The 13,560-nt window shown below is 72.1% G+C and carries 11 protein-coding genes and 1 rRNA gene; 3 read left to right on the forward strand and 9 right to left on the reverse strand.

Annotated elements, in window-relative coordinates:
• Positions 1-89 precede the first annotated feature (89 nt).
• The 3 genes from ACZ6A9_RS04285 to ACZ6A9_RS04295 all read left to right on the forward strand — a co-directional run bounded on the left by ACZ6A9_RS04285 (position 90) and on the right by ACZ6A9_RS04295 (position 6,357).
• On the forward strand, positions 90-3,716 hold the full coding sequence (locus tag ACZ6A9_RS04285; RefSeq protein WP_468977852.1) for a tetratricopeptide repeat protein: 3,627 nt from the start codon (positions 90-92) through the stop codon (positions 3,714-3,716).
• A 365-nt stretch (positions 3,717-4,081) separates the two neighbouring features.
• The gene (locus tag ACZ6A9_RS04290) at positions 4,082-4,855 is read left to right on the forward strand and encodes an ECF subfamily RNA polymerase sigma factor, BldN family (protein ID WP_468977856.1); all 774 of its coding nucleotides are present in this window, start codon (positions 4,082-4,084) and stop codon (positions 4,853-4,855) included.
• Between the two features lie 260 nt (positions 4,856-5,115).
• Positions 5,116-6,357, forward strand: a complete 1,242-nt coding sequence (locus tag ACZ6A9_RS04295) for a DUF5667 domain-containing protein (RefSeq protein ID WP_468977859.1) — start codon at positions 5,116-5,118, stop codon at positions 6,355-6,357.
• A gap of 73 nt (positions 6,358-6,430) precedes the next feature.
• Here ACZ6A9_RS04295 and ACZ6A9_RS04300 read toward each other — a convergent pair whose 3' ends face one another.
• The 9 genes from ACZ6A9_RS04300 to rrf form a co-directional block, all read right to left on the reverse strand.
• Positions 6,431-7,498: a lysophospholipid acyltransferase family protein gene (locus ACZ6A9_RS04300; RefSeq protein ID WP_468977862.1), complete on the reverse strand. Its 1,068-nt coding sequence runs from the start codon at positions 7,496-7,498 to the stop codon at positions 6,431-6,433.
• 14 nt (positions 7,499-7,512) lie between these two features.
• Positions 7,513-8,574, reverse strand: a complete 1,062-nt coding sequence (locus tag ACZ6A9_RS04305; protein WP_468977865.1) for an NAD-dependent epimerase/dehydratase family protein — start codon at positions 8,572-8,574, stop codon at positions 7,513-7,515.
• Positions 8,575-8,827: 253 nt separating this feature from the next.
• Positions 8,828-8,926: a 30S ribosomal protein bS22 gene (locus ACZ6A9_RS04310; RefSeq protein ID WP_003948845.1), complete on the reverse strand. Its 99-nt coding sequence runs from the start codon at positions 8,924-8,926 to the stop codon at positions 8,828-8,830.
• Between the two features lie 154 nt (positions 8,927-9,080).
• On the reverse strand, positions 9,081-9,293 hold the full coding sequence (locus tag ACZ6A9_RS04315; protein WP_004984898.1) for a helix-turn-helix domain-containing protein: 213 nt from the start codon (positions 9,291-9,293) through the stop codon (positions 9,081-9,083).
• Positions 9,294-9,422: 129 nt separating this feature from the next.
• Entirely contained in the window at positions 9,423-10,238 is an 816-nt protein-coding gene (locus ACZ6A9_RS04320) for a phosphatase (protein ID WP_468977977.1), read from the reverse strand.
• A gap of 93 nt (positions 10,239-10,331) precedes the next feature.
• A complete protein-coding gene (locus ACZ6A9_RS04325) occupies positions 10,332-11,504 on the reverse strand; it encodes an acetoin utilization protein AcuC (protein WP_468977867.1) in 1,173 nt (390 codons plus the stop codon).
• Positions 11,455-12,693: an MFS transporter gene (locus ACZ6A9_RS04330; protein ID WP_468977870.1), complete on the reverse strand. Its 1,239-nt coding sequence runs from the start codon at positions 12,691-12,693 to the stop codon at positions 11,455-11,457. The genes ACZ6A9_RS04325 and ACZ6A9_RS04330 overlap by 50 nt, the downstream gene beginning before the upstream one ends.
• A gap of 60 nt (positions 12,694-12,753) precedes the next feature.
• Positions 12,754-13,407, reverse strand: coding sequence for an HAD family hydrolase (locus tag ACZ6A9_RS04335; RefSeq protein WP_468977874.1), 654 nt, complete (start codon positions 13,405-13,407; stop codon positions 12,754-12,756).
• A gap of 58 nt (positions 13,408-13,465) precedes the next feature.
• A 5S ribosomal RNA gene (gene rrf / locus ACZ6A9_RS04340) occupies positions 13,466-13,560 on the reverse strand; the annotation flags it as partial.

Here is a 13,560-nt window from a genome sequence, read left to right on the forward strand (position 1 = left end):
TGACCGGGTCCGAGCAGGGGGTGGACGTGCCCGCACGTGAACGCCGGTCACGCGGCGAGCTGATTCGGCAACGCGCCCAGGCGCATTTCGTGGGCCGACGCGCACAGCTGTCGCTCTTCACGGAGAACCTGGCGAAGGACCCGCTCGCCGAAGCCGATCCCGCGGACTTCCTGTTCCACGTCCGCGGAGTGGGCGGGGTGGGCAAGTCGACGCTGCTGCGCCAGTGGCGCGAAGCGGCGCGGCGGGCCGGCGCCGTGACCGCGGTGGTCGACGAGAACGACGTCCACGGCGTACCGCAGGCGTTGGCGGAACTGGCCCGTCAGCTGGCCGGCGAATCCGGCCCGATGAAGGGGTTCGACCGGGAGGTCGAGCAGTTCCGCCGGAACCAGGCGGCCGCTGCCGAACCCGTACCGGCGGACGGTGCCGGCCCGGCCGGGGGTGAGGCGTCGCTGTCGAGCCGGGTGATGGCCCAGGCCACCCTGGGGGCGGTGTCACTGATCCCGGGAGCCGGGATGGTGACGGCGATGGCGAGCCCCGAGTCCGCGGCGCAGGGGCTGGACCGGCTGCGGGGTGCCGGAGCACGCGGCCGTCGAGGGCGGGGGAGCGACGCGACCGGACTGAGCCGGGCGTTCGTCGGCGAACTGGACCGCATGGGCGGACAGCACCCGTGGGTGGTGCTGTTCCTCGACACCTGGGAACAGACGGGCCGCTACCTGGACCAGTGGCTGCGCGATCTGGTGCAGGACACCTACGGCCCGTTGCCGGCGAACGTGATGGTGGTGCTCGCCGGCCGTGACGAACTGTCGGAGCGGGAATGGGCGCCCCTGCGGGCCGTGGTGGTGGACCTGCCGCTGGAGGTGTTCACCGAGGCTGAGACGCGGGCGCTGCTGGCCGCGCGGGGAGTGACCGAGCCCACCGCGGTCGAGGCCGCGCTGGAACTGTCCATGGGGCTGCCGCTGCTGGTCGAGCTGCTGGCCCTGACCCGGCCCGCGACCGCCGGGGACATCCGGCAGGGCGGGGACGCCGTGGACGCGGTGGTCGAGCGCTTCGTCCAGTGGATCAGCGACCCGCGGGAGCGGGAGACGGTGCTCGCCTGCGCCCTCGCCCCGCAGCTGAACGAGGACGTGTTCGCCGCCGCCGCGCCGCAGGAGGGACGGGACCTGTGGGAGTGGCTGTGCGGGCAGCCCTTCGTCACCGGTCACGGCGACTTCAAGCAGTACCACGCCGTGGTACGCGCCAGCATGGTGCGCCACCAGCGCACCCACTCCCCCGAGCGCTGGGCCTCGGCCCACCGGCAGCTCGCCGACGCCCACGCCGCCTGGCGCGAGGACGCCGAGCAGCGCTTGCCGCGGACCAAGCGGTGGGGCGACCCCCGGTGGCGCCGTCACCACCTGGCCGAGACCTACCACCGGCTGTGCGCCCACCCCGCGGCCGGTCTGGAGAAGGCGCTGGAGGTGACCGCTCATGCCGCCGGACAGGACACGGCGGTCCTGCGGGAGTGGACCGACACGTACGAACAAGCGGCCCGCGACACGGGCGATCGCGCCCTCCTGTCCTGGGCAGAACGTTTCCAGGCCGCCGCCGCCGACGGCGACCCCGCCCTCGCCGTCCTGTCCACCCTGTCGGCCCACGGCGGGCTGACCCCCGCCGCCCGGGCATGGGTCCACACCCATCGTGGCCGGCGTCTCTTCCTCACCGACCGGGACGACGAAGCGCTCGCGGAGGTCGACCGCGCCCTCGCGATCGACCCCGGTCATTCCCGCGCCTGGGCCTACCGGGGGAGGATCCACGCCTGGCAGGACCGCACCGACCAGGCCGTCTCCGACCTGACGACCGCGCTGCACCTCGACCCCACGGACGCCTGGGCCCTCGCCGAGCGGGGAGAGGCCCACCGGGAGGCCGGCCGCTACGACGACGCGATCGCCGACCTGACCGCCGCACTCGCCCTCGACCCCACGGACGCCTGGACCCTCGCCGGCCGGGGCCAGGCCCACCGGGAGGCCGGCCGCTACGACGACGCCGTCACCGACCTCACCGCCGCACTCGCCCTCGACCCCACCCTCACCCGCGCCCTCACCGGCCGGGGCCAGGCCCACCGAGGGGCCGGCCGCTACGACGACGCCGTCACCGACCTCACCGCCGCCCTCGCCCTCAAGCCCGGGGACGGCTGGATCCTGGCGCAACGAGGAGTCACGCACTGGGCGGCGGGCCGCGACGAGGAAGCCGTCCACGACCTCACCGCCGCCCTGGACCTGGACCCCACGCTCGACTGGGTCCTCTCCTACCGGGGCAGGGCCTACGGATCGGCGGGCCGCTATGACGAAGCCGTCGCCGACTTCACCGCCGTTCTCGCCCTCGACCCCACACACGCCTGGGCCCTCGCCTCCCGGGGCCAGGCGCACGGATGGGCCGGCCGCCTCGACGACGCCGTCACCGACCTGACCGCCGCACTCGACCTGGACCCCACGCACGCCTGGGCCCTCGCCTGCCGGGGCGAAGTGCACCACCAGGCCGGCCGCCACGACGACGCCGTCGCCGACCTCACCGCCGCACTCGACCTCGCCCCCACCCTCGACTGGGCCCTGGCAGCACGGGGCGAAGTGCACCGGCAGGCGGGCCGCCACGACGACGCCGTCACCGACTTCACCGCCGCCCTCGACCTGGGATTCACCGACGCCCCGGTCTTCGTGCAACGGGGCCAGGCCCACCGGGCGGCCGGCCGCTACGACGACGCGATCGCCGACTTCACCGCCGCCCTCGACCTCGACCCCACCCTAGGCTGGACTCTCGCAGTCCGGGGTGAGGCCCACCGGCAGGCGGGCCGCCACGACGACGCCGTCACCGACTTCACCGCCGCTCTCGACCTCGACCCCACGGACGCCTGGACCCTCGCCTCCCGGGGCCAGGCCCATCGGGAGGCCGGCCGCCTCGACGACGCCGTCACCGACCTCACCGCCGCACTCGACCTGGACCCCACCCTCGACTGGGCCCTCGCAGCCCGGGGCGAAGTGCACCACCAGGCCGGCCGCTACGACGACGCGATCGCCGACTTCACCGCCGCCCTCGAGATCAGCCCCACGCACGCACTCGTCCTCGCACAGCGGGGCGACACCCATCAGCTGGCGGGTCACCTCGACGACGCCGTCGCCGACCTCACCGCCGCACTCGACCTGGACCCCACCCTCGGATGGACTCTCGCAGTCCGGGGTGAGGCCCACCGGCAGGCGGGCCGCCACGACGACGCCGTCACCGACTTCACCGCCGCCCTCGAACTCGACCCCACGGACGCCTGGGCCCTCGGGCAGCGAGGTATCGCCCACCGGCAGGCGGGCGACCTGGCGCTCGCCCGGCGGGACTTCGCCCAGGCCGCGGCGCTCGACGGGGAGGACCAGGGCCTGTTGTTCGAGACGCTGGTGCTGGACACGGTCGCATCGGGACTCGCGGCCTGCGAGGAGCGGTGGGCGGCGTTGCTCCGTACCCCGCAGGGGGACCCGAGGGACGACACGGCCGCGGTCTTCGGCCTCCTGCGGGTGCTGCTGCTCGAACCCGACCGGAGCGTGCCGGACGCCACGCGCACCTTCCTCGCGGCGCACCCGGAGCCCGACACCGTCAACGACCTGCTTCTGCACCTGCGCGAACTCGGCGGCGTCGGCGGGCCCCAGGCGGACCGCGCACGGCTCTGCCGTCAACTCATCCCGGAACTCCTGCGCGGTTGACGGCACCCCCGTGACCGGCCCCGACCAAATCCCCCGCCCCACCCGCAAACACCCCGAATCCAACTCCCGTACCCCGCAACCCCCCTGTTCAGTCACGTTGGCTGCACACGGCCACAACTCGCCCCGCTCCCACCCCCAATACGAAACCTTCCGATCAGCAACCGTTCACCAAACATCACTTGAACGAACGTCAACCGGTTACGGAAGCGACGTAATCGGCGATTTGAGCAACTCGGCGTAGCAGGCCCTGCACGAAGCGTTATTCTCCTCAGACGCAATCCGGGACCAACCCGTCGCTACGACGGGTGAACGGCCCCGCACTGCATGTACTGCACGTGATCGAAAGCTCTGCCTCTGGGAGTCCCGTGTACCCACACGTCGGGGTTGACGCCTCGGGCCTGGCTACGCTGCGCGCAACCGTCGCGACAGCCCGAGACATGCTGCGCGCCGCCGTCCCCACCGCGCACACCGTCCCGGCATTCGCCACCGCCCCCGCCGGCCCGTGCTACGCCCTCGCCGAGGGCATGGGCACCGCCGCCGTCGGCAGACGGGGGCGTGCGACCACCACCCGCCGCCCCGCCGCCGACAGCGACAGTGCCCGGATGATGGACCTCGTGGAGCGCGCCCAGGCCGGCGAGGCCGAAGCCTTCGGACGGCTCTACGACCAGTACAGCGACACCGTGTACCGGTACATCTACTACCGGGTCGGCGGAAAGGCGACCGCCGAGGACCTGACCAGCGAGACCTTTCTGCGGGCGCTGCGCCGCATCGGCACCTTCACCTGGCAGGGCCGCGACTTCGGCGCCTGGCTGGTGACCATCGCCCGCAACCTCGTCGCCGACCACTTCAAGTCCAGCCGCTTCCGCCTCGAGGTCACCACCGGGGAGATGCTCGACGCCAACGAGGTCGAGCGCTCCCCCGAGGATTCCGTTCTCGAGTCCCTGTCCAACGCCGCCCTCCTCGATGCCGTGCGACGGCTCAACCCCCAACAGCGGGAGTGCGTCACGCTCCGGTTCCTCCAGGGTCTGTCCGTCGCCGAGACCGCGCGCGCGATGGGCAAGAACGAGGGCGCCATCAAGACCCTCCAGTACCGGGCCGTCCGCACGCTCGCTCGGCTCCTCCCGGACGACGCCCGCTGACCGGACCGCGCGCCCCCGCCCGCCGGGCGGGGCACGCTCCGCGACAGCCAACTGACAGAACGTGAAACCCGGTTGACTTCCACATTCGGCCGCGCCACCTCCGTAACCCAAGTGCCGTGCCGCTCGTTGTGCGGGATACAGGCTCCCTGTGGTCACCCGCCGACCGACCGCGATCACCCGATCGTGTGGTCTTGGTCGGGGCGGGGAACCCTCAGGACCCCCTGGGGAGTCGACCGTCATGACGAGAGGAGGTGCCGCCAGTGATCGCGAACGTATCGGCGCACCGGCGGGCGAACGCCTTCGCCCAGGCCCTGGAGGAGCAGTCCGACCGGGGCGCGGCGGCCGAGCAGTCCGAAGGACCGGCACCGGCACCGGCCGCCGCGGAGCGCCAGCAGGCACGACTGCTCGCGCTGACCTCGGGCCTCGGCGCGCTGCCCAAGCCGGAACTGGACCCCGAGGTCAAGGTCGTACAGCGGGCCCAGCTGGTGGCCGCGTTCGAGGCCATGCTCCAGGAGGGCACCGCGGCGGGCGAGGCGACGGATCAGGCCCTACCCGAACAGCGTGCGCGCCGGGCCCGGGGCACGCACCGGGCGACCCCCCTGGGCAAGCTGCGGCCACGGTCACGGCTTGCCAAAGGACTCACCGCGGGCGGCCTCACCGTCGGCGTCGCCGCCGGCGCCTTCGGCGGAGTGGCCGTCGCCAGCTCCGACGCCCTGCCCGGCGACTCCCTCTACGGGCTCAAGCGCGGCATCGAGGACGTGAAACTCGGCCTCGCCGACGGCAGCGACGAGCGCGGCCGGGTCCACCTCGACCACGCCTCCACCCGGCTCGGCGAAGCCCGCCGGCTCATGGAACGCGACCGCGGCGGCCCCCTCGACCACGAATCACTCGGCGAGGTCCGCCGCGCCCTCTCCGGCATGCGGCACGACGCCTCCGAGGGCCACCGACTGCTGCGCGAGGCCTACGAGCGGAACCCGGACTCCCTGGGCCCCATGCAGGCGCTCTCCTCCTTCTCGCACGCACACCGCGCCACCTGGGGCACCCTGCGCGACCGGCTCCCGGTGCAACTGGGAGACGTCAGTCAGCAGGTCTCGTCGGTGTTCGACGCCATAGACGAAGACGTCGCCCCGCTGCGGTCCCTGCTCCCCCAGCCCCCGAGCGACAAGGCCCGCGACGGGACCCGGCACAGCGGCTCCGAGTCCACTCCAGGCGACACCACCGAGGCCGGTCCCTCGCAGTCCCCCGGCCCCGACGACGGCGGCACCGGCGGCAGCGGCTCCCGCAGCGCCGCCCCCTCCGGCTCCGCCGACACCGGCCGTGAGGACGAGGGACTGCTCGGCGGCAACACGGGCGGCCTGCTCGACCCGCCCCAGGAGAGCGGCACCCCCACCTCTCCGCCCACGGGCTCCGTCACTCGGTCCCCCGCCCCCGACGTCACGCTCCCGCCCCTCCTGCCCGGTCTCCTGCCGGGCCTGGGCATCGACGCCGAAGACGCGGAATAGCCGTGGGGGCGCCCCTCACCACGAGGGGCGCCCCCAGGGACGCACACAGACGGATCGACGTGCGGCCGGCCGCCTAGAAGAACACCGACCGCCGCTGCACCAGCAGTTTGTACAGCGTGTGCTGGATCTGTTCCCGGACCTGGTCGGTCAGGTTGAACATCAGCATCGGGTCCTCCGCCGCCTCCGGCGGATAGCCGTCCGTCGGGATCGGCTCACCGAACTGGATCGTCCACTTCGTCGGCAGCGGCACCGCCCCCAGCGGCCCCAGCCACGGAAACGTCGGCGTCAGCGGGAAGTACGGAAAGCCCAGCAACCGCGCCAGCGTCTTCGCGTTGCCGATCATCGGATAGATCTCCTCCGCGCCGACGATCGAGCACGGGATGATCGGAGCCCCCTGCCGCAGCGCGGTCGAGACGAACCCGCCCCGCCCGAACCGCTGCAGCTTGTACCGCTCACCGAAGGGCTTCCCGATGCCCTTGAACCCCTCCGGCATCACCCCCACCAGCTCCCCCCGGGCCAGCAGCCGCTCGGCGTCCTCCGCGCAGGCCAGGGTGTGCCCGAGCTTCCGGGCGAGCTCGTTGACCACCGGCAGCACGAACACCAGGTCCGCCGCGAGCAGCCGCAGATGACGGTCGGCCGGATGATGGTCGTGGACGGCGACCTGCATCATCAGACCGTCCACCGGCACCGTCCCCGAATGGTTGGCGACGATCAACGCGCCGCCCTCCGACGGGATGTTCTCGACGCCCTTCACCTCGACCCGGAAGTACTTCTCGTACAGCGGACGCAGCAGCGACATCAGCACCTGGTCGGTGAGCTCCTCGTCGTAACCGAAGTCGTCGACCTCGTAGTCACCGGTGAGCCGGCGGCGCAGGAAGGCCAGACCGCCCGCGACCCGCCGCTCCAGACCACCGCCGTCCCTCCCGGCGGCCGGCTCCTGGGGCTGCTCGTCCTCATCGGTCACCGGATCATCATCCGGCACGGACGCGACGCCCGGCAGGGGCTGGACCGCACCGACCGCCGCGGGCTGCCCGCCCCCCTGGCGCCGGCTGCCCGCACTTCGGCGGCGCGACGGGCGCTGAGCGCCACCCCCACGGGAACGGTGGTCGTCGTCGAACGGAATGACCTTGGCGTCCGCCATCGTTGCTGCGCTCCTCAGTTGGCGCTCTGCGTAGGGGAGTGTCCGCCGCCCGGCCGGGGCAGCGCGGCGATCCGGTCGACGGCCCCCGCCAGGGCCTCCGGCGGAAGCAGCCCGGGACCACGGCTGCGCACGAAGTCCGCAAACGTTTCAGCAGTCGAGTACTTCGGGGTGAAGCCCAGCGTCTCCCGCATCTGGTCCGTCGCCACCACCCGCCCGTGGGTGAGCAACCGGATCTGCTCGGGTGAGAAGTCCGTCATCCCCAGCGTACGCACCAGCGAGCCCACCCAGGTGACGGCGGGAAGCAGCAGCGGCACGGTGGGCCGGCCCAGCCGCCGCGCACACTGCGACAGCAGCAGCACACCGTCACCGGCGATGTTGAAGGTTCCGCTGTTGAGCGTGCCCCGCTCCGGTTCGTGCGAGCCGATCCGCAGCACCTCGATGACGTCGTCCTCGTGCACGAACTGCAGCCGGGGGTCGTAGCCCAGCACGGTCGGCAGCACCGGCAGCGAGAAGTACGCCGCCAGCGGACTGTCCGCGGCCGGACCCAGGATGTTCGCGAACCGCAGCACGCACACCGCGACGTCGGGGCGGCGCCGCGCGAAGCCGCGCACATACCCCTCGACCTCCACCGTGTCCTTGGCGAAGCCGCCGCTGGGCAGCGACTTGGCCGAGGTGGTCTCGGTGAAGACCGCCGGATCCCGGGGCGCCGAACCGTAGACGTTCGTACTGGACTTCACGACCAGCCGCTTGATGCTCGGCGACTTCTGGCAGGCACCCAGCAGCTGCATGGTGCCGATGACGTTGGTCTCCTTGAGCGCGGTCCGGCTGCCGCTGCCGAACGGCGTCCCCGTCACGTCGAGATGCACGACCGTGTCCGCACCCGATTCGGCGAGCACCCGCCCGATGCTGGGCTGCCGGATATCCGCCTGGACGAAGTCCGCGCCGCCCAGATGGTGCTCGGGCGGGACCGCGTCCACGCCGACGACCCGGTCCACCTCGGGATCCCGCTGGATCCGCCGGACGAACCGGCCCCCCAGCTGCCGGGCCACCCCGGTCACGAGCACGACCCTTCCCAAGATCAGCGCCTTCCTCTCGCCCTGCTCCCGACGGCCAACCTATCGGGTCGCCGTCGCTCTGCGGTGCCGACCAGATGCTTGAAGTGACGACGGCCCCGGACGTACGCACCCCGGGACCGGCCGCACCCACGCACGGACCGGCAGGGGAACGAGTGCCCCGGCCGCGCGGACGAAGCCCTCCGGACCCGGGCACGGCAGTGGCCCCCCACCGAACCGCGGTGGGGGGCCACTGGACACGCTTCCGCGCTGTCGCTTACTTCTTGTTGCGACGCTGAACGCGCGTGCGCTTGAGCAGCTTGCGGTGCTTCTTCTTAGCCATCCGCTTGCGCCGCTTCTTGATAACAGAGCCCACGACTACCCTCGCTCACTTCTCATCACTCGGTGTTTGGGCGCCATGGGCCCACACGACCTACGAGGGGCTAGCCTACCCGCCCGAGCGCTGAGGTCGTAATCGAGGTGACCGGAGAGGCCCGCGAGTGCCCTGTACGGGTCTCCCCGGCGCGCCGTCAGGCGGTTTCCACCCCCACGTAGCTCTCGCGGAGGTACTCGTGAACCGCTTGCTCCGGGACGCGGAACGACCGCCCCACCCGGATCGCGGGCAGATGACCGCTGTGCACCAGCCGGTACACGGTCATCTTCGACACTCGCATCACCGAGGCGACTTCCGCCACGGTAAGGAACTGAACCTCGTTCAGAGGCCTCTCGCCAGCTGCAGCCATGACACACCTGAACCTTCCGCACTCGACGGCCACCGGCTTCCCCTTCCGGTGACTCTTCGTCGTTGCGTGCTCACTCCCCAATGTAGGGGCGGGTGATGCGAGTGGGGAAGAGGTGCACCCATCGGCGGCCTACTGTGACAGACACGCTCGATTGAGTACGTAGCGGGCCAGTGGCAGGTAGTCATCGGATCGCACGCCGTCATCAAGTGGAACGGCCACCGAGACGACCCCCTCGGCCTCCCCGACGAACGGCGCCGGGTCGTTCACGTCCGCCGGCCCGACGGCCTCGAACCCCAGCTGACCTGCCCCGCAGACCCAGCCGTGATCGCCGATCACCAACTCGGGAAGCGGCCCGCCGGCGTCGGCCGCCGCGGCGAGCGCGGTCCGAACCGGGAGGGGGGAGTGCGTGTGTGCGCCCGGCTCACCACCGGAGCGCCGGGAGGTCGCGCTCCGGACGAGCCCGACTCCCCGTACGTAGTCGAGGTTGCACGTACGTAGACCGAACCGGGTCGTTATGTCGACACGGCGACCCTGCGCCGGAGTGAGGACAGCACATCCCGCCGCCGACAAACCGTCTGCCAGAGCGGCGTAGAAACCGAGCAGCCGGTGCGGATGACCCGTCCCGAGGAGCACCGGGACACCACGCTCCGCAGCCACCGCCAGCCGCTCCGCACAGGCGTCCAGCGCCGCCAGGGTGCGTCCGGGGTCGATCACATCATGGCCCGACACGCGCCCGGGGTCTGCCGGAACTCCGCACTTCTCCGCCATCAGCGCGACCAGGTCCCGTTCGCTCCATGCCCGTTCGGGATCCAGCCCGATCAGCAGCCGCGGATCCCGGGCCGCGAACAGCCGGTAACTGCGCAGGCTCTCCTCGCGGGTGGTGCCCACCACCCCGGCGATCCGGGCAGCCAGAAGATGCCCGCGGAGGCCGTCGGTGGTCAGCAGCACGCAAGCGATGCTGCGCCACGCGGACGCGGAGCGCGGCCGGAACGGGACCGACACCGCACGGTTGGCGTAACGGACAGCGGCGCCGGGCCGCTACGGCAGCAGCCCCCGCAGCGGGAACACCGCGCGCCGGGACGCGAGAATCGCCTGGTCGAGCCGGTCAGCCGGGTCGTATCCCTCGTCCCACGCGGCCCAGGACACGGGCCACCGCCCGTCCGTCATCCGCCGCGGCGCCGGCTGCCGGGTCCGGGCGTAGACCTGCTGCCGCCACTCCTCCGGGATCATCGCGGTGGGCTCCACGGGCCGCCCGGCGGCGATGCCCACCAGATGCGTCCAGGACCGGGGCACCACCTCCACCACCGCGTATCCGCCTCCGCCCAGCGCCACCCACCGCCCGTCGGCGTACTCGTGCGCCAGCTCGTGGCACGCCACCTGCACCGCCCGCTGCGCGTCCAGCGACACCGCCAGGTGAGCCAGCGGATCCTCGAAGTGCGTGTCGGCCCCGTGCTGGGTCACCAGCACCTGCGGCCGGAAGTCCGCGATCAGCTCCGGCACGACCGAGTGGAAGGCCCGCAGCCATCCCGCGTCCCCGGTGCCGGCCGGCAGGGCGACATTGACCGCTCCGCCCTCCGCGCTGCCCGCGCCCGTCTCCTCGGGCCACCCGGTCTGCGGGAACAGGGTCCGCGGATGCTCGTGCAGCGAGATCGTCAGGACCCGCGGGTCCTCCCAGAACGCCGCCTGCACCCCGTCCCCGTGATGGACGTCGACGTCGACGTACGCGATCCGTTCCGCGCCCAGCTCCAGCAGCCGGGCGATGGCGAGCGAGGCGTCGTTGTACACGCAGAAGCCGGAGGCGGCACCGGGCATGGCGTGGTGCAGCCCGCCGGCGAAGTTCACCGCGTGCAGCGCCTCACCCCGCCACACGGCCTCCGCGGCGCCCACGGACTGCCCGGCGATCAGTGCCGACACCTCGTGCATCCCGGCGAACGCGGGATCGTCCATCGTGCCGAGCCCGTACGACTGGTCGGCGGCGGCGGGGTCCGCCGACGCGGCCCGCACGGCCTCGATGTAGTCCTCCCGGTGGACCAGCCGCAGCGTCGAGGGCCCGGCCGCCTTCGCCGCGACCACCTTCACCTCACGGTCCAGGCCGAAGGCACCGACCAGACTCCGGGTCAGCGCGAGCCGGACCGGATCCATCGGATGCTCCCGGCCGAAGTCATAGCCCGTTACTGCCTCGTCCCACATCAGCTGTGCGCGGCCGCTCATGCCCGCCACCGTATCGGTCCGGTTCGGATGCGAACGACTTGGCGTACACCAGGGTCACCAGCACCAACACCATCGGCACCAGCATCGCCCCGCGGTAGCTCCACGCGTCGCCGAGCGCCCCGACCAGGGGCGAGCCGATCAGGAAACCCACGTAGTTGAAGACGTTCAGCCGCGCTATCGCCGCGTCCGAGGCGCCCGGGCCGCCCCGCTCGGCGGCCCGCCGCCCCGCCGCCGCGAAGGTCCCCGGCACCAGCACGCACAGTCCGAGCCCCAGCAGCGTGAACCCCAGCATCCCCACCCACGCACCGGGAGCCCCGGCCACCACGGCGAATCCCACCGCCGCCACCAGCGCCCCCGCCCGCACCACCGCCACGGCCCCGAACCGCCGGACCCCGACGTCCCCGAGGGTCCGCCCCAGCAGCGTGGTGACCATGTAGACGTTGTACGGAACGGTCGCCAGCTGCTCCGAACCGCCCAGCACGTCCTGGAGGTACTTCGCGCTCCAGTTGGAGACCGTCGAGTCCCCGATGTACGCCACGGTCATCACCAGACACAGCGGCAGCATCCAGGTGAGGCCCGCGGAAGCGCCGGCGCCCGCGCCCTTGGTCTCCTCCGGGACCGCCGGCCCGCCGCCCCTGTCGACGTACCAGCGGCTGCCGGCCAACGCGGCCGGCAGCAGCACCAGCACCACCGGCAGGTACGACACCCACAGCGCCACGTCCCCGCGCGCCCCCACCCACGCCAGCGACGCCCCGATGATCCCGCCCAGGCTGTAGGCGGCGTGGAAGCTGAGCATGATGCTCCGCCCGTACGCCCGTTGCAGGCTGACCCCGAGCATGTTCATCGACGCGTCCAGCGCCCCCACGGCCAGTCCGAACGCGGCCAGCGCCACGGCGAGCCCGGCCATGTGCCGCCCGGCGCCCACCGCCGGCAGCGCGAGCAGCACCACGGGCTGCGACCACCGCAGCACCCGGCTGGGCGGAACCCGTTTCACGAGCCGTTCCGTCGTCACGCTGCCGATGCCGGCGAGGATCGGAACCGCGGCGAGGAAGACGGGCAGCAGCGCGTCGGAGACCCCGTACCGGTCCTGGATGGCGGGGATCCGCGTCACGAGCAGAGCGAAGGCGACGCCCTGCACGAGGAAGCTGAACGCCAGCGAGGCCCTGCCGCGCCGCAGCACATCAGTCATGGCGGCGAGCGTAGGGCTCGGGGGTACCGGTGGGTAGATCCGGTCAAAGCTGAATCGGATTCAGTTCCGGGTGTGCAGCAGGCCGGTCAACTCCCGCATGTCGTCGAAGAGTCGTGTCGCTGCGGCCAGCTTCGCCGCCGGTGTCATCGCGGTGAACCCGTACACGTCCATGCCGGCCGCGACCGCCGCCCGCACGCCCAGGGGACTGTCCTCGACGACCACGCACCGCTCGGGTGCCACGCCCATCCGCTCGGCCGCGTACAGGAACAGGTCGGGTTCCGGCTTGCCCCGTCCCACGTCCTGCGAGCTGAAGATCCGCTCGTCGTCGAACCAGCGGTCGAGACCGGCGGTGCGGTGCCCCACCCGGATCCGCTCGTGGCTTCCTGAGGAGGCCACGCAGTACGGGACTCCGTCAGCGGTCAGCTTCTCCAGCACGTCCATGGCTCCGACGACCGGCTTCAACTCCCTTTCGAACGCGGCGAAGACCCGGGCGTGGAACACGTCGTCGAAGTCCGCCGGCAACCGCTGCCCGGTCCGCTCCTCGACGAGGTCGTGGACGCGGTGCATGGCGGAGCCCATGTAGTCCCGGATGGACTCCTCGTAGGAGGTCGGGTGCCCGAGCTCCGTGAGGTAGGCGGCCAGGTGCCGATTGGAGATCGGCTCACTGTCGACGAGGACACCGTCGTTGTCGAAAATGATGAGGTCATAGCGCATGCATCGACCTTAAACGCAGAAAGCCCCGTGCCAATGGCACGGGGCTTTCCCACAAATTGTTCGGCGGCGTCCTACTCTCCCACAGGGTCCCCCCTGCAGTACCATCGGCGCTGTAAGGCTTAGCTTCCGGGTTCGGAATGTAACCGGGCGTTT

This window comes from Streptomyces sp. NPDC041124 (assembly GCF_055592385.1).